Below are 16,388 nucleotides of genomic sequence, written 5' to 3' on the forward strand. Positions count from 1 at the left end.
TCAGACCTCTTCGACGCTGCTCGGCTCGCGCCGGGACAGGTCAATGCCGAGCTCCTCGGCCGCACGGAAGACGTCCTCGTCGGAGTCCCGCATCTCGATGGACTGGCCGTCCGAGGACAGCACCTCCACGTTGAGGCAGAGCGACTGCATTTCCTTGATGAGCACCTTGAAGGACTCGGGAATGCCGGGCTCGGGGATGTTCTCGCCCTTGACGATGGCCTCGTAGACCTTCACGCGGCCGAGGACGTCGTCGGACTTGATGGTGAGGAGCTCCTGCAGCGCGTACGCGGCTCCGTACGCCTCGAGGGCCCACACCTCCATCTCACCGAATCGCTGACCACCGAACTGCGCCTTACCACCGAGCGGCTGCTGGGTGATCATCGAGTACGGACCGGTCGAACGGGCGTGCAGCTTGTCGTCGACCAGGTGGTGCAGCTTGAGGATGTACATGTAGCCGACCGAGATCGGCATCGGGAACGGCTCGCCGGAGCGGCCGTCGAACAGCCGGGCCTTGCCGGTGGAGTTCACCAGGCGCTCGCCGTCGCGGGTGAGCGTGGTGTTGTCCAGCAGGCCGGTGATCTCGTCCTCGCGGGCGCCGTCGAAGACCGGGGTGGCGAGGTTGGTGCCACCGACGACCTGGTCGGCGCCGATCTCCTGCAGGCGCTGGGCCCACTCGTCGGCGAGGCCGGAGACGTCCCAGCCCTGCTGGGCGAGCCAGCCGAGGTGGATCTCCAGGACCTGTCCCGGGTTCATTCGGGACGGGACACCCAGCGGGTTGAGGATGATGTCGACCGGGGTGCCGTCCTCCAGGAACGGCATGTCCTCGACCGGCAGGATCTTGGAGATGACGCCCTTGTTGCCGTGACGGCCGGCGAGCTTGTCACCGTTGGTGATCTTGCGCTTCTGGGCCACGTAGACGCGGACCAGCTGGTTGACGCCCGGAGGGAGCTCGTCGCCCTCCTCGCGGTCGAAGACGCGGACGCCGATGACCTTGCCGGACTCGCCGTGCGGCACCTTCAGCGAGGTGTCGCGGACCTCGCGCGCCTTCTCACCGAAGATCGCGCGGAGCAGGCGCTCCTCGGGGGTCAGCTCGGTCTCGCCCTTCGGGGTGACCTTGCCGACCAGGATGTCGCCGGTGACGACGTCGGCGCCGATCCGGATGATGCCGCGCTCGTCGAGGTCGGCGAGGACCTCCTCGGAGACGTTCGGGATGTCCCGGGTGATCTCCTCGGGGCCCAGCTTGGTGTCACGGGCGTCGACCTCGTGCTCCTCGATGTGGATCGAGGAGAGGACGTCGTCCTGGACGAGGCGCTGCGACAGGATGATCGCGTCCTCGTAGTTGTGGCCCTCCCACGACATGAACGCCACGAGGAGGTTCTTGCCGAGCGCCATCTCGCCCTGGTCGGTGCACGGGCCGTCGGCCAGCACCTGGCCGGCCTCGACGCGGGCGCCCTCGTCCACGAGCACCTTCTGGTTGAAGGAGGTGCCCTGGTTCGAGCGGGTGAACTTGGCGGCGCGGTACGTGGTGTACGTGCCGTCGTCGTTGGCCACGGTGACGTAGTCGGCCGAGACCTCCTGCACCACACCGGCCTTCTCGGCGGTGATGACGTCGGCGGCGTCGACCGCGCAGCGGTACTCCATGCCGGTGCCGACCAGCGGGGCCTCGCTCTTCAGCAGCGGCACCGCCTGGCGCATCATGTTCGAGCCCATGAGCGCGCGGTTGGCGTCGTCGTGCTCGAGGAAGGGGATCATGGCGGTCGCGACCGACACCATCTGGCGCGGCGAGACGTCCATGTAGTCGATCTCGGTGCCCGGGATGTAGTCGATCTCGCCGCCGCGGCGGCGGACCAGGACGCGGGGCTCCGCGAAGTGCAGGTCGTTCGTCAGCGGCGCGTTGGCCTGCGCGATGACGTAGCGGTCCTCCTCGTCGGCGGTGAGGTAGTCCACCTGCTCGGTGACCACGCCGTCGACGACCTTGCGGTACGGCGTCTCGATGAAGCCGAACGCGTTGACCCGGCCGTACGAGGCGAGCGAGCCGATCAGACCGATGTTCGGGCCTTCCGGCGTCTCGATCGGACACATGCGGCCGTAGTGCGAGGGGTGCACGTCACGGACCTCGAAGCCGGCCCGCTCACGGGACAGACCACCGGGGCCGAGCGCGGACAGACGGCGCTTGTGGGTCAGGCCCGACAGCGGGTTCGTCTGGTCCATGAACTGCGACAGCTGGCTGGTGCCGAAGAACTCCTTGATGGAGGCGACGACCGGCCGGATGTTGATCAGGGTCTGCGGCGTGATGGCCTCGACGTCCTGGGTGGTCATGCGCTCGCGCACGACGCGCTCCATACGGGCGAGACCCGTGCGGACCTGGTTCTGGATGAGCTCGCCGACGTTGCGCAGGCGCCGGTTGCCGAAGTGGTCGATGTCGTCGACCTCGATGACGATGTCGCGGCCCTCGTCGTCACGCCACTCGGTCTCGCCGGCGTGCAGCTTCACCAGGTACTTGATGGTGTTGATGATGTCCGGCTCGGTGAGCACGCCGGAGTCCAGGGACTCGCCGTTGCCGAGCTTGCGGTTGACCTTGTAGCGGCCGACCTTGGCCAGGTCGTAGCGCTTCGGGTTGAAGTAGAGGTTCTCGAGCAGGGTCTGCGCGGCCTCACGCGTCGGCGGCTCGCCCGGACGCAGCTTGCGGTAGATGTCGAGCAGCGCGTCGTCCTGGCCCTGGGTGTGGTCCTTCTCCAGGGTGGCGCGCATCGACTCGTACTGGCCGAACTCCTCGAGGATCATCTCGTTGGTCCAGCCGAGGGCCTTCAGCAGCACGGTGACCGACTGCTTGCGCTTGCGGTCGATGCGGACACCGACCATGTCGCGCTTGTCGATCTCCATCTCCAGCCAGGCACCGCGGGAGGGGATGATCTTGGCGGAGTAGATGTCCTTGTCGGACACCTTGTCCAGGGAGGAGTCGAAGTAGACGCCCGGGGAACGGACCAGCTGCGACACGACGACGCGCTCGGTGCCGTTGATCACGAACGTGCCCTTGTGGGTCATGAGCGGGAAGTCGCCCATGAAGACCGTCTGGGACTTGATCTCGCCGGTCTCGTTGTTGGTGAATTCGGCGGTGACGAAGAGCGGGGCCGCGTAGGTGAAGTCGCGGTCCTTGCACTCGTCAATGGAGTTCTTCGGCGGCTCGAAACGGTGGTCGCGGAAGGTCAGCGACATCGACCCGGAGAAGTCCTCGATCGGCGAGATCTCCTCGAAGATCTCCTCCAGACCGGACTTGGTGGGGACGTCCTGACCGTTGTCCAGCGCCTCCTCGACCCGGGACTTCCAGGCCGCATTGCCGAGCAGCCAGTCAAAGCTCTCGGTCTGCAGGGCCAGGAGGTTCGGGACCTCGAGGGGCTCCTTGATCTTCGCGAACGAAACGCGGAGCGGGGCGGTGGATGCGGCGGAATTGTTCGAGGCGTTGCGCGGCGCGGCCAAGAGGGGGGTCCTTCCGAGGGCTCGGAGCTCACTACGCGCGTACCGGCCGGGCCGAGACGGGACCGGTGCCACCGCCGGGGACCACCGCCGACCGGGAGGAGAATCCCCAGGTCAATGCCGGTTCACGGAGGCGGAGCCAGACCCCTTCAGGGCAGCGCAGACTCCGGGCGACGAGTCACGGAGCAGCTAACAGGCAGCGCAAAGGGACAGTGTAGCCAAAGGCGACACTGCTGACAAGCCCTGATTCGGAGACCGAATCGGACGCTCCCTCCGGTCGCATCCCGTGGGCTCCGGCCCCCGCCGGGGAGCCGTGCCGCAGGGGTGCCCTGCCCTCGTACAACCGACGGCCCGGGAACTCCCGGGCCACCGCACCTCTACTCGGAGTCACTTCCCGCTGGGGCCACCGAATATGCATCCGGAGCCGCTCCAACCGGGGCGGACGGGCCGAGCGCGGCGCGCGCCTTGAGAATCGCGCGCCTGCTGCCGTTCGTCAAGGCCCCCACCGGAGTGCGGACCTCGTCTGCCTCATCGTCCGCGGCCCCGGGAGCGTTACAGATCCCGTGGTGGGAGCCGCCGCGACGACAGTGATCACCCTACCGGCCGCCACCGACAGTGGCCGAGCGCACAACGGGCGGGCCCTGTGCAGGTGTCCGGCAGGCCCGGGTGCGCCGCGGAGGCGGGCGGGCGGCACGGGCGGGCGGGTACGCGAAAGGCCGGGCCGGCCATCCTCGCGGATGGCCGGCCCGGCCCGTGTTCCTGCGCGCCCCTCAGCGGGGGCGTGGAGGCACCTCCCGGCCCTCAGGGCCGGGGAGGGGTCACTTGACGGTGACCTTGGCGCCCGCGCCCTCGAGCTGGGCCTTGGCCTTCTCGGCGGTCTCCTTGTTGACCTTCTCGAGAACCTTGGCACCGGCGGTGTCGACGAGGTCCTTGGCCTCCTTCAGGCCGAGGGAGGTCAGGGCGCGCACCTCCTTGATGACCTGGATCTTCTTGTCGCCCGCACCGTCGAGGATGACGTCGAACTCGTCCTGCTCCTCGACGGCCTCGGCCTGGGCACCCGGGGCGGCAACGCCCGCGACGGCGACCGGAGCGGCAGCGGTGACGTCGAACTTCTCCTCGAAGGCCTTCACGAACTCGGAGAGCTCGATGAGGGTCATCTCCTCGAACTGCGCGAGCAGCTCGTCCTGGGTCAGCTTCGCCATGATTGGCGTCCTTCCACTAAATCGGCAGGTGGTGCCGGATGTACGGATTGGCGGGCGTACTACGGGCCCGCTAGAGGGCGGGAGTGATTACTCCGCGTCCTCGGCGGGAGCCGGCGTACCGGCACCGCCCTGCTCGACCTTGTCGCGCAGCGCGTCCACGGTGCGGACGAGCTTCGACGGCAGGGCCTGGAAGACCGCGGCAGCCTGGGAGGGCTTGGCCTTCAGGGCACCCGCGAGCTTGGCGAGCAGCACCTCGCGGGACTCGAGGTCCGCGAGCTTCTTGATCTCATCGGCGGACAGCGCCTTGCCGTCAAGGACACCGCCCTTGATGATGAGAGCGGGGTTCTCCTTGGCGAAGTCACGCAGAGCCTTCGCCGACTCCACCGGGTCACCGGTGACGAAGGCGACAGCCGTCGGACCGGCGAACAGGTCGTCCAGCTCAGAGATCCCGGCCTCGTTGGCCGCGATCTTGGTCAGCGTGTTCTTCACCACGGCGTACTCGGCGTTCTCACCCAGCGAGCGACGCAGGGTCTTGACCTGCTTCACCGTGAGACCGCGGTACTCGGTCAGCAGCGCCGCGGAGGAACCACGGAACTTGTCCGTGATCTCGGCGACGGCAGCAGCCTTGTCGGGCCTTGCCATAGGCGTACGCCTCCTTCCGTGATGTCGAAGTCGGGCCGACCTTGGAGCAGTCGACCATTCAACGCCTCGACGCGCCGGTTCGAAGGAAGCCTCAGCAGAAACGATGAGAGCCCCGGTGCGCAGGCGCACGGGGCTCTGAAAGACCTCGACGTCCGACGTGACGGATCACGGCGGGCGGAAGTCCAAGCTCCAAACACTCCTGCGCGGGCTGCCTGCGACGAATCGCAGATCCTTCGGCGCCTCGCCCCCGAAAGGAAGCGGACGACAACCAGCGGTCTTCGGCAGCCACCACCGTACTGGACGCCCGGCACTTCGACCAAATTCGGGCATCCGCTACAGCGGCGGCAGGCTCCGCCCGCCCGCGTCGGCGGTGTCCGACTCGGCCGGGGCCTGCACCGACAGCGGCCCGCCGAACTCGTCGAAGCGCAGCGTGTCGGAGATCCGCTCGGCCGCGCCGGAGCCGGTGCGCTGCAGCTGGACGGGCTGGTCACGGTCGTTCAGCCAGACGTCGAGGGTGATCACCCCGCCGTCGCCCAGCGCGGTGCGCAGGGCGGCCCGCCGGGCGGGCGGGAGCTGGGTCTGCGCCTCGGCGTAGTCGGCGACCGTGGTGGCGACCCGGTAGTGCACCACGGCGGTGTCGTCGATCTCCTCCGCGCCGATCCGCTCGGGCGCGGGGGCGGCCACCGCCGCGGTCAGCGCCACCACCGGGTTGAGCCGGTCGACGGTGTCGGCGTACGGCACGGCGCGCTGGCCGTCGGTGCCGGGCACGCCGGTGAACTTCTCCCAGTGCCGCCCGCCGAGCCGGCTCGCGGTGGCCGCGTCGCCGCCGCGGTAGGCGGTGGTGTCCAGCACCACGACCTCCTCGGTGGTGCCGGGGCGCTTGAGCTGGAGCACCGTCTTGGGCGCCCAGAACAGCAGGCCGGCCACGGTGTCCGAGCCGAGGTTGCCGCTGAAGCGGGCCCGCCGGGCGCCGTGCACGGCCAGCTGGGCGGAGAGCAGCACGCCGTGCGGCGAGCGGTCGGTCGGGGTGGCGAGCACCGTCGGGTCGGCGGAGGCGCTCGGCGAGGCCGCCGGGGCGCCCCCGGAACCGCTGCCGCAGGCGGTGAGCACCGCGGCCAGTGCCGCGGCCGCAGCCGCGCGGCGCACCGCCCGTCCCGCCATCCCCGCCTCCCCTGCCCGTCCCGTGCCTCGTCCGCTGCCCTTCACCCTGCCATGCCGGCCGCCGCGGCGTCCGGCCGGCCCCGGCCGCGGTCCCGCGCGGCCGCGCACACGGCCGACGGGCCCGCACCCCCGGTGAAAGGGGGTGCGGGCCCGTCGGTCACGAACTGCGCGGTGCGCCAGGACGCGGCTACTGCCGGAGCACGGTGGCTCAGACGGCGGCCGGGTCCTCCTCGACGAGGAGGTTGCGGGTGCGGTTCGGGTCCACCTGGACGCCCGGGCCCATGGTGGTCGAGAACGCGATCTTCTTGATGTAGCGGCCCTTGGCGGCGGCCGGCTTGGCCCGGAGGACCTCCTCGAGCGCGGCGCCGTAGTTCTCGACCAGCTGCTCGTCGGTGAAGGAGGCCTTACCGATGATCAGGTGCAGGTTCGAGTGCTTGTCGACGCGGAACTCGATCTTGCCGCCCTTGATGTCGTTGACGGCCTTGGCGACGTCCGGGGTGACGGTGCCGGTCTTCGGGTTCGGCATCAGGCCACGGGGACCGAGCACGCGGCCGAGGCGGCCGACCTTGCCCATGAGGTCCGGGGTGGCGACGACGGCGTCGAAGTCCAGGCGACCCTTGGCAACCTCGTCGATCAGCTCGTCGGAGCCGACGATGTCGGCGCCGGCAGCACGCGCGGCCTCGGCACGGTCACCGGTCGCGAAGACCAGGACCCGAGCGGTCTTACCCGTGCCGTGCGGGAGGATGACGGTGCTGCGGACCATCTGGTCGGCCTTGCGCGGGTCGACACCCAGGCGCATGGCAACCTCGACGGTCGCGTCGAACTTGGTGGTGGAGGTCTCCCGGGCGAGGCGGACGGCCTCGAGCGGGGCGTAGATCCGGCTGCGGTCGACCTTGGCGTCCGCGGCCTTGAGGGCCTTGCTGCGCTTCACTGCTTCTCCTGAAGGATGGGCCCCTCCTGCACGTTGGCGGGCAAGGAGGGAGGAGTTCGTGGTGGGAACGGGCCGCGCTCGGCCCTACCACGGGGACGACTGGGCCGATCAGCCCTCGACGGTGATGCCCATCGACCGGGCGGTGCCGGCGATGATCTTCGACGCGGCGTCCAGGTCGTTGGCGTTCAGGTCGGGGAGCTTCACGGTGGCGATCTCGCGGACCTGGGCAGCCGTGAGCTTGGCGACCTTGGTCTTGTGCGGCTCGCTGGAGCCCTTGTCGATGCCGGCGGCCTTCAGGATGAGGCGCGCGGCCGGCGGCGTCTTCGTGATGAAGGTGAAGGTGCGGTCCTCGTAGACCGTGATCTCCACCGGCACGATCATGCCGCGCTGCGACTCGGTCGCGGCGTTGTAGGCCTTGCAGAACTCCATGATGTTGACGCCGTGCTGACCCAGCGCGGGGCCGACCGGCGGGGCCGGGTTGGCCGCACCGGCGTTGATCTGGAGCTTGATAAGCCCCGTGACCTTCTTCTTCTTGGGAGGCATGTCTCTCCGGGTCCTTCCGAGAGGTGATTTCGGCGTGTGCATCGGTCGGGGCGACACCCGGCCGCCAGCACACACATCGGACCAGGCTAACCGCTGATGCGGTCCTGGACCAAAACGGCTTCGGGGCGGAGCCTGCGCCCCGCCCCGAAGCCGAAGATCTGCGTCAGTTCTTCTGGATCTGGTCGAACGACAGCTCGACCGGGGTCTCGCGGCCGAAGATCTCGACCAGGCCCTTGACCTTCTTCGAGTCGGGGTTGATCTCGTTGATGGTCGCCTGCAGGGTCGCGAACGGGCCGTCGGTGACGGTGACCGAGTCGCCGACCTCGAAGTCGAGCACCTGGACCTCGACCGGGCGGACCGGGGACGCCTTGCCGGCCTCCTTGGCCGCGGCGCGCTCGACGTCCGGCGCGAGCATCTTGACGACCTCGTCCAGCGTCAGCGGGTACGGGTCGTAGGCGTTGCCGACGAAGCCGGTGACACCCGGGGTGTTGCGGACGACGCCCCAGGACTCGGCGTCCAGCTCCATGCGGACCAGGACGTAGCCGGGGAGCTTGTTCTGACGGATGGTCTTGCGGTCGCCGTTCTTGATCTGGACGACCTCTTCCTGCGGCACGGCCGACTCGAAGATGCGGTCCTCGACGTTCAGCGAGACGGAGCGCTGCTCCAGGTTCTGCTTCACGCGGTTCTCGTAGCCGGCGTACGTGTGGATGACGTACCACTCGCCCGGCGCGAGGCGGAGCTTCTCGCGGAACTCGGCGACCGGGTCGCTCTCCTCCGCCTCGGCGGTGAACGCCTCCTCGGCGGCGGCTTCGGCCTCGGCGACCTCGTGCAGCGCGGCGGCCTCGGCCGGCACGCCCGCCTCCGCCTCGTCCGCAGCCTCGACCTCGTCCTCGTCGGCGTCGGCGGCGTCGAGGATCTGCTCCGCAGCCTCGGCGTCGGCGGCCTCGGCCGCGACGTCCGCGTCGCGGACGGTCTCGTCGGCGTCGGCGTCGTACAGGGGGGACTCAGACACGGGCGCTGCTTCTTTCCTGGGATGTGTAACGGATACCTCAACAGTACCGAGTCAACGGTAGCTGGCCCGCCCGGTCGGCGCCGAAAGCCCGGACCGGTCTCCCGTCCCGGAGGGGCGGGGCACCGGTCTCGGGTGCGCGGGACGGGTCGGGCGGGTGTCCGGACGTCGCGCACCGGCCGGTCGGGCCGGTGGCGTCCGCGGAGGAAAGTCGCGCCGGATCGGGCGCGGGGTCAGCCGAAGATCAGCAGGCTGAGCTTGGCGAAGGCGGTGTCGAGGCCGTAGACCACGAGCATGATCGTGACGACGAAGACGACGACCACGGTGGTGTACTGGATCAGCTCGCCGCGGCTCGGCCAGACGACCTTGCGGAGTTCGGCGATGATCTGGCGGTAGAAGACCGCCATGCGCGCGAAGAGGCCCTTCTTGGCCCGCTTGCCGGACTTGCGGTCGCCGCCCTGCGCCTTGCGGGCGCGCTTCCGGTCGCGGCGGGAGAGCGCCTCGTCAGGCGTGGCGGCAGCGCCGTCGGCACCCTCGGGGTTGCCGCTCTCAGGCGTTGCGGTGGAGCCCGTGGTCTCCGTCACTCGTCCTCACCTGAATCCGGGTCCTGCCGAGAAGCGTGCCCGGGGTGGGCGCGCCGGTCCGGCGAAGTGCATTGCTGACGGGGCCCTCTCCGCATCAAGCCCGCTCGCTCTGTGGAGCGAACGGGCTCGGTACGAAAAAAGCAGCAGGGCACGAGGGACTCGAACCCCCAACCGCCGGTTTTGGAGACCGGTGCTCTACCAATTGAGCTAGTGCCCTACGGTGCCTCGCGGCCCCGGAGTCGACCCCCAACCTACCGCATCGGTGCCGGTGCGTGGTGTACGCATCGGCGTTGCGGTCCGCGGGGGCCATCGGTGGTCGAGCATACGGGTTCCGAGGCGTTTGGTCGAACCTCATTTGCCTACGTCGCCCGACGGAGCCCGCCGCCGGGCCTGCGGGGACACATCGTGGGACGCCCGGTACGCATGCTGGAACCCTCCTGCCCCGGCGGTGCCCACTCTGCGACGATGCAGGCATGAGCGCTTCCACCCCCGCCAACGTCCGTCCCGCCGACCGCCGGGTGTCCGCCCGGATCGGCGCCATCGCGGAGTCCGCCACCCTCGCCGTGGACGCCAAGGCCAAGGCCCTCAAGGCGGCCGGCCGCCCCGTCATCGGCTTCGGCGCGGGCGAGCCCGACTTCCCGACCCCGGGCTACATCGTCGACGCCGCGGTCGCCGCCTGCCGGGACCCGAAGAACCACCGCTACACCCCGGCCGGCGGCCTGCCCGAGCTCAAGGCCGCGATCGCCGCCAAGACGCTGCGCGACTCGGGCTACCAGGTGGACGCCTCCCAGGTGCTCGTGACCAACGGCGGCAAGCAGGCCATCTACGAGGCCTTCGCCGCGATCCTCGACCCGGGCGACGAGGTCATCGTCCCGGCGCCGTACTGGACCACCTACCCGGAGTCGATCCAGCTCGCGGGCGGCGTGGCGGTCGAGGTCGTCACCGACGAGACCACCGGCTACAAGGCCTCGGTCGAGCAGCTGGAGGCGGCCCGCACCGAGAACACCAAGGTGGTGCTCTTCGTCTCGCCGTCCAACCCGACCGGCGCGGTGTACACCCGCGAGGAGGCCGAGGCGATCGGCCGCTGGGCGCTGGAGCACGGCCTGTGGGTGCTCACCGACGAGATCTACGAGCACCTGGTCTACGGGGACGCCGAGTTCACCTCGCTGCCGGCCCTGCTGCCCGAGCTGCGCGACAAGTGCGTCGTGGTCAACGGCGTCGCCAAGACCTACGCGATGACCGGCTGGCGGGTGGGCTGGCTGATCGGCCCGCAGGACGTCGTGAAGGCCGCGACCAACCTGCAGTCGCACGCCACCTCCAACGTCTCCAACGTCGCCCAGGTGGCCGCGCTGGCCGCGGTGGCCGGCGACCTGTCGGCCGTCGACGAGATGAAGACCGCCTTCGACCGCCGCCGCCGCACGATCGTGAAGATGCTCAACGAGATCGACGGCGTGCTCTGCCCCGAGCCCGAGGGCGCCTTCTACGTCTACCCGTCGGTCAAGGGCCTGCTCGGCAAGGAGATCCGCGGGAAGCGCCCGGCCAGCTCCTCCGAGCTCGCCGCGCTGATCCTGGACGAGGCCGAGGTCGCGGTCGTCCCGGGCGAGGCCTTCGGCACCCCCGGCTACCTGCGGCTGTCCTACGCGCTCGGCGACGCCGACCTGGTCGAGGGCGTGACCCGGATCCAGCGGCTGCTGGCCGAGGCCCGCGACTGACCCTCCCCGGCTGCCGCACCGCCCCCTGACACCCCGTTGAAACTCATTCTTTCGAGGGATGTTCAGGGGGCGGCTCCCGTTCGCCGCCGGAATACGGCAGGATCGGTGGATGGATCGCCTTTCAACCCCGCGTGACGTCGTCCTCCTGCCCAAGGCCCACCTCCACCTGCACTTCACCGGGTCGATGCGCCCGGCCACGCTGCTGGAGCTGGCCGACAAGCACGGGGTGCGGCTGCCGGAGGCCCTGAGTTCCGGCGAGCCCCCCAGCCTGCGGGCGACGGACGAGCGCGGCTGGTTCCGCTTCCAGCGCCTCTACGACACCGCCCGCTCGGTGCTCCGCGACGAGTCCGACATCCGGCGCCTGGTCCGCGAGACCGCCGAGGACGAGCGGCGGGACGGCTCCCGCTGGCTGGAGATCCAGGTCGACCCCACCTCGTACGCGCCGCGGCTCGGCGGGCTGATCCCCGCGCTGGAGCTGATCCTCGACGCGGTGCGGGAGGCCTCGGCGGCCACCGGGGTGGGCATGCGGGTGGTGGTCGCGGCCAACCGGATGAAGTCCCCGATGGACGCGCGCACCCTCGCCCGGCTGGCCGTCCGCTACACCGACCGCGGCGTGGTCGGCTTCGGCCTCTCCAACGACGAGCGCCGCGGGCTGGCCCGGGACTTCGACCGCGCCTTCGAGATCGCCCGCAAGGGCGGGCTGCTGGCGGCCCCGCACGGCGGCGAGCTCTCCGGCCCGGAGTCCGTCCGGGACTGCCTGGACGACCTGGGCGCCGGCCGGATCGGGCACGGCGTCCGCTCCGCGGAGGACGCCCGGCTGCTGGAGCGGCTGGCCGCGCGCGGCGTCACCTGCGAGGTCTGCCCCTCGTCCAACGTGTCGCTGGGCGTCTACGAGCGCGCCGAGGACGTGCCGCTGCGCACCCTCTTCGAGGCCGGTGTGCCGATGGCCCTGGGCGCGGACGACCCGCTGCTCTTCGGCTCCCGGCTCGCCGCCCAGTACGACCTCGTCCGGACGGTGCACGGCTTCTCCGACGCCGAGCTCGCCGAGCTGGCCCGCCAGTCGGTGCGCGGCTCGCTCGCACCCGAGTCGGTGCGCAAGGAGCTGCTGGCCGACATCGACGGGTGGCTGGCCGGCCCGGCGGGCGCTGCCGCCCTAGAGGGCGACGCCGACCATCACGGGCTCGTTCACCAGCTCCACGCCGAAGGCGGCGCGCACGCCGTCGCGGACCTCGCGGGCCAGCGCCAGTAGGTCCTCGGTGCTGGCCGAGCCCCGGTTGGTGAGCGCCAGGGTGTGCTTGGTGGAGAGGGTGGCCCGGCCGGTGCCGTAGCCCTTGGTGAAGCCCGCCTTGTCGATCAGCCAGGCGGCGGAGGTCTTGGTACGGCCGTCGGGCGCGGGGAAGGCGGGGGCGGTCAGGCCGTCGAGCCGGGCGGTGAAGGCCGCGTACTGCTCGGCGGTGAGCACCGGGTTGGTGAAGAAGGAGCCGGCCGACCAGGTGTCGTGGTCCTCCGGGTCCAGCACCATGCCCTTGCCGGCCCGCAGCTCCAGCACGGTCTCGGCGGCGGTGGCGAGGCCGACCCGCTCCCCCGCGGCCACGCCGAGCGTCCGGGCGACCTCGGCGTACTTGACCGGCGAGGACTGCCCGGCGGCGTCCTCCAGGGCGAAGCGCACCCGCAGCACCACGTAGCGGTCCGGGTCGGCCTTGAAGCGGCTGTGCCGGTAGGAGAAGGCGCACTCGGCGTTGGCGAGGACGACCGTCTCCCCCGCCTGCCGGTCGTAGGCGACGACCTCGGTGATCGTCTCGGCGACCTCCTGGCCGTAGGCGCCGACGTTCTGCACCGGGGTGGCGCCGGCCGAGCCGGGGATGCCGGCCAGGAACTCGACGCCCGCGAGGCCCGCGGCGACGGTGCGGGCGACCGCGTCGGCCCAGACCTCGCCGGCGGCCAGCTCCAGGCGGGTGCCGTCCAGCTCGAAGCCGCGGGTGGCGATCCGCAGCACGGTGCCGTCGAAGCCGGCGTCGCCGATCACCAGGTTGGAGCCGCCGCCCAGCAGGAGCAGCGGCTCGCCGGCCGCGTCGGCCTCGCGGACGGCAGCGACGACCTCGTCGTCGGTGGTGGCCGTGACGAGGCGGCGGGCGGGGCCGCCGAGCCGGAGCGTGGTCAGCGGGGCGAGCGGGGCGTTCTGGAGTACCTGCACGCCCACCACGGTATACGGGGCGGCGCCGTGCCCGGCGCGGGTGCCCGCGGTTCCCGGGCGGACACCGATAGTGGAGACGTATGCTATCCATATTGGTCCGCCGCCCGCCGCGCGGACCGTCCGACCCTCGAACAGACGGGACGCCATGCGCATCGGAGAGCTGAGCCGGCGGACCGGGGTGCCGGTCCCGACCATCAAGTACTACCTGCGGGAGGGACTGCTGCCCGGCGGCGAGCTGACCAGTCCGAACCAGGCCCAGTACGGCGAGCCCCACGTGCACCGGCTGAAGCTGGTGCGGGCGATGGTCGAGGTCGGCAAGCTCTCGGTGGCCGCGACCCGCGACGTCCTGCAGGCGATCGACGAGCCCGGCAACAGCCTGCACCAGGTGCTGGGCATCGCCCAGGCCGCCGTCACCCCGGCGGTGACCGCGGCCGACCCGGACGCCTGGGAGAGCGCGGAGAAGCTGGTCGAGGAGCTCGTCGAGCGGCACGGCTGGGAGGTGAAGCCGGGCAACCCCGCCCGGCAGGCGCTGGCCCAGCTGGTGGTGACCCTCCGCGACCTCGGCCAGGACGACCTGCTCGACGTCTTCGACGACTACGCGGCCGCCGCGGAGCGGCTCTCCACGGCGGAGCTGGCGCTGATCGGCCGCCGCGAGGGCCTGGACAGCAAGGTGGAGGGCGCGGTGCTGGGCACCGTGCTCGGCGACGCCCTGATCGGGGCGATGCGCCGGCTGGCCCAGGCGAACGCCTCGCACCGCGCCTTCGAGGGCGCCCGCGGCTGACGGGCCGCATGGACGCACGCCGAAGGCCCCCGGGAGTTCCGGGGGCCTTCGGCGTGCGACGACCGCTCCTGTGGGAGCGGGTCCGTCAGGCGTTGGCGGGGGCGGGCTCGTCCGCGGGGACGTCCTCCACCGGCTCGGCGGCCGGGCGGGGCGGGCGCGGGATGAACAGGGCGCAGACGCCGCCGAACACCACCACCGCGACGCCGACCCAGACCGCCGGGTGCAGGCCCTTGACGAACTCCTGGGCGTTCGCCGGGCTGCCGTACTCCAGGAAGACGCTGCTGAGCACGGCGATGCCGAGCGCGCCGCCGATCTCCCGGACGGTGGTGTTGGCGCCGGAGGCCTTGCCCCGGTGCTCGGGGCCGACCGCGCCCAGCACCACGGCCGCCGTCGGGGCGATGGCGAAGCCCATGCCTGCGCCGGCCACCAGCATCGCGCCGACCAGGTGGGAGTAGGGGGTGTCGTCGGTGGCGGCCAGGTTGATCCAGGCGAGGCCGGCGGCCTGCAGGAAGAGGCCGAGCGCCATCAGCCGGCCGCCGCCGACCCGGTCGGTCAGCGCGCCGGCGACCGGGGCGATGAACATCGGCATCAGGGTCCAGGCGAGGGTGAGCACGCCGGCGTGCAGCGGGGTGCGGTAGGGCGCGATCTGCAGGTACTGGGAGAGGAAGAAGATCGAGCCGAACACGCCGAAGTACATCGAGGCGGACACCACGTTGGTCAGGGTGAAGGCGCGGACGCGGTAGAAGCCGAGCGGCAGCAGCGGGTGCTCGACGCGGCGCTCCCAGAGCACGAAGGCGGTCAGCAGGACGGCGGCGGCCGCGAAGGCGCCGAGGATGCGGCCGTCCGTCCAGCCGTCCTCGCTGCCGTTGACGATGCCCCAGACCAGGGCGAGCAGGCCGGCCGAGGCGAGCAGCATGCCGAGCAGGTCGAGGCCGGCCCGCTCGCCGCGGCTCTCCTTCAGCACCTTGAGGACGAACGGGACGGCGAGCACGCCGACCGGCACGTTGATCCAGAAGATCCACTCCCAGGCGAGGCCGTCGACGACGGCGCCGCCGACCACCGGCCCGAGCGCGATGGCGAGGCCGCTGACCGCGCCCCACAGACCGAGGGCGAGGCTGCGCAGCCGCTCGGGGACGGCCTGCGAGAGCAGGGTGAGCGAGAGCGGCATGACGGCGGCGGCGCCGAAGCCCTGGACGGTGCGGGCGGTGATGAGTTCGGCGCTGGTGTCGGCGAGGCCGCAGGCGATCGAGGAGAGCGTGAAGATCGCGATGCCGAGGACGAAGACCTTCCGGCGGCCGAAGCGGTCGCCGAGCGCGGCACCGATCAGCAGCAGGCAGGAGAAGCTGAGGACGTAGGCGTTGACGAACCACTGGAGGTCGCGGGTGTCGGCCTTGAGGTCGACGGCCAGGGTGCGCAGGGCGGTGGAGACCACCAGGTTGTCGAGCGCGACCATGAACATCGGCACGCTGCAGGCGACGATCGACAGCCAGAGCGGCACGGTGCGGCCGCCGCCGTCGGCGGGGAGGTCCCCGGCCGGGACGGACCGCAATCCTGTCGAGGACATGACAGCTTTCTCCTTCGGTCGTGGTGCAGCGGGGGTCTGTCGCGGTGCGGGGGGCGCGGCTCGGCGGTCGCGGTGCAGCGGGGTCCGGGCGGGCCGGGTCCGGGCGGGCCGGGGTGCGGCCCGCCCGGGAGGAACGGCGGCGGTCAGGCCCCGGCGCCCTCGGCCGGGGCGGCGTCGGCCTGCCGCTGCTCGGCGAGCCGGCGCCTGGCGTCGACCCAGGCGATCGGGAGCTCCTCCACCGGCACGTCCCAGAAGGTGAAGGTGGAGTTGTCCATGGTCGACCGCAGCGAGGTCATGATCGAGTAGTGCGGCTCGGTCCTGGCGAAGGTGTGGAGCGCCTCCCGGGACTCCCAGGCGGAGAGCGTCCAGAAGGTGCGCTTGAGCGGCTGGGCGACGAGCGAGGCGCCGACGGCGCCGGGCGCGGTGCGGACCTGCCGCCAGGCGGCCAGCGACTTCCAGAAGAAGCGCGGCACGTCGGCGAGCGAGCGGACCTCGAAGCGGGAGGCCATCACCACGGCCCGGGTCTGCGGCCGAGGAGCGTTGGGTGTGGTCCAGGGGAGCGTAGGCATGGGGTCAGCCTTCCTCGGCCGC

At 71.2% G+C, this 16,388-nt stretch carries 14 protein-coding genes and 1 tRNA gene; 3 read left to right on the top strand and 12 right to left on the bottom strand.

Going from position 1 to position 16,388, the window contains the following annotated elements:
* From rpoB to AB0O09_RS06545, 9 genes are all read right to left on the bottom strand, one after another.
* A complete protein-coding gene (gene rpoB, locus AB0O09_RS06505) occupies positions 1-3,477 on the bottom strand; it encodes a DNA-directed RNA polymerase subunit beta (RefSeq protein WP_344621448.1) in 3,477 nt (1,158 codons plus the stop codon).
* 815 nt (positions 3,478-4,292) lie between these two features.
* Entirely contained in the window at positions 4,293-4,676 is a 384-nt protein-coding gene (gene rplL, locus AB0O09_RS06510) for a 50S ribosomal protein L7/L12 (protein ID WP_363540471.1), read from the bottom strand.
* Between the two features lie 87 nt (positions 4,677-4,763).
* On the bottom strand, positions 4,764-5,318 hold the full coding sequence (gene rplJ / locus AB0O09_RS06515) for a 50S ribosomal protein L10 (RefSeq protein WP_095874414.1): 555 nt from the start codon (positions 5,316-5,318) through the stop codon (positions 4,764-4,766).
* A 333-nt stretch (positions 5,319-5,651) separates the two neighbouring features.
* Positions 5,652-6,479, bottom strand: coding sequence for a hypothetical protein (locus tag AB0O09_RS06520; RefSeq protein WP_344621446.1), 828 nt, complete (start codon positions 6,477-6,479; stop codon positions 5,652-5,654).
* Positions 6,480-6,687: 208 nt separating this feature from the next.
* Positions 6,688-7,410 carry a 50S ribosomal protein L1 gene (gene rplA, locus AB0O09_RS06525; protein ID WP_263104917.1) on the bottom strand — a complete coding sequence of 241 codons (723 nt, stop codon included), beginning with the start codon at positions 7,408-7,410 and terminating at the stop codon, positions 6,688-6,690.
* A gap of 108 nt (positions 7,411-7,518) precedes the next feature.
* Complete coding sequence (rplK, locus tag AB0O09_RS06530) at positions 7,519-7,953, bottom strand: 50S ribosomal protein L11 (protein WP_030263630.1); 435 nt, start codon at positions 7,951-7,953, stop codon at positions 7,519-7,521.
* Between the two features lie 163 nt (positions 7,954-8,116).
* The gene (gene nusG, locus AB0O09_RS06535) at positions 8,117-8,965 is read right to left on the bottom strand and encodes a transcription termination/antitermination protein NusG (RefSeq protein ID WP_363540472.1); all 849 of its coding nucleotides are present in this window, start codon (positions 8,963-8,965) and stop codon (positions 8,117-8,119) included.
* Positions 8,966-9,195: 230 nt separating this feature from the next.
* Positions 9,196-9,546 (bottom strand): preprotein translocase subunit SecE, encoded by a 351-nt coding sequence (gene secE, locus AB0O09_RS06540; protein ID WP_263104914.1) that lies wholly within the window; start codon positions 9,544-9,546, stop codon positions 9,196-9,198.
* A 144-nt stretch (positions 9,547-9,690) separates the two neighbouring features.
* Positions 9,691-9,763, bottom strand: a tRNA-Trp gene (locus AB0O09_RS06545).
* A gap of 256 nt (positions 9,764-10,019) precedes the next feature.
* On the opposite strand from AB0O09_RS06545, the gene AB0O09_RS06550 reads away from it, so the two are divergent.
* Both AB0O09_RS06550 and AB0O09_RS06555 read left to right on the top strand, forming a co-directional pair.
* Positions 10,020-11,258 (top strand): pyridoxal phosphate-dependent aminotransferase, encoded by a 1,239-nt coding sequence (locus AB0O09_RS06550; RefSeq protein WP_363540473.1) that lies wholly within the window; start codon positions 10,020-10,022, stop codon positions 11,256-11,258.
* Positions 11,259-11,367: 109 nt separating this feature from the next.
* Positions 11,368-12,507: an adenosine deaminase gene (locus AB0O09_RS06555; protein ID WP_363540474.1), complete on the top strand. Its 1,140-nt coding sequence runs from the start codon at positions 11,368-11,370 to the stop codon at positions 12,505-12,507.
* On the opposite strand, the gene AB0O09_RS06560 is transcribed toward AB0O09_RS06555, so the two are convergent.
* The gene (locus tag AB0O09_RS06560; RefSeq protein ID WP_363540475.1) at positions 12,412-13,452 is read right to left on the bottom strand and encodes a UDP-N-acetylmuramate dehydrogenase; all 1,041 of its coding nucleotides are present in this window, start codon (positions 13,450-13,452) and stop codon (positions 12,412-12,414) included. The two genes, AB0O09_RS06555 and AB0O09_RS06560, sit on opposite strands and share 96 nt — an antisense overlap.
* 145 nt (positions 13,453-13,597) lie before the next feature.
* Here AB0O09_RS06560 and AB0O09_RS06565 point away from each other — a divergent pair, with 145 nt between their 5' ends.
* Positions 13,598-14,233: a MerR family transcriptional regulator gene (locus AB0O09_RS06565; protein WP_344621441.1), complete on the top strand. Its 636-nt coding sequence runs from the start codon at positions 13,598-13,600 to the stop codon at positions 14,231-14,233.
* An 85-nt stretch (positions 14,234-14,318) separates the two neighbouring features.
* Here AB0O09_RS06565 and AB0O09_RS06570 read toward each other — a convergent pair whose 3' ends face one another.
* Both AB0O09_RS06570 and AB0O09_RS06575 read right to left on the bottom strand, forming a co-directional pair.
* The gene (locus AB0O09_RS06570; RefSeq protein ID WP_363540476.1) at positions 14,319-15,797 is read right to left on the bottom strand and encodes an MFS transporter; all 1,479 of its coding nucleotides are present in this window, start codon (positions 15,795-15,797) and stop codon (positions 14,319-14,321) included.
* A 143-nt stretch (positions 15,798-15,940) separates the two neighbouring features.
* Positions 15,941-16,366 (bottom strand): DUF3291 domain-containing protein, encoded by a 426-nt coding sequence (locus AB0O09_RS06575; protein WP_363540477.1) that lies wholly within the window; start codon positions 16,364-16,366, stop codon positions 15,941-15,943.
* Positions 16,367-16,388: the final 22 nt, after the last annotated feature.

This window comes from Kitasatospora sp. NPDC093679 (assembly GCF_040683455.1).
In the GTDB taxonomy this organism is placed as follows: Bacteria; Actinomycetota; Actinomycetes; order Streptomycetales; family Streptomycetaceae; genus Kitasatospora; species Kitasatospora arboriphila.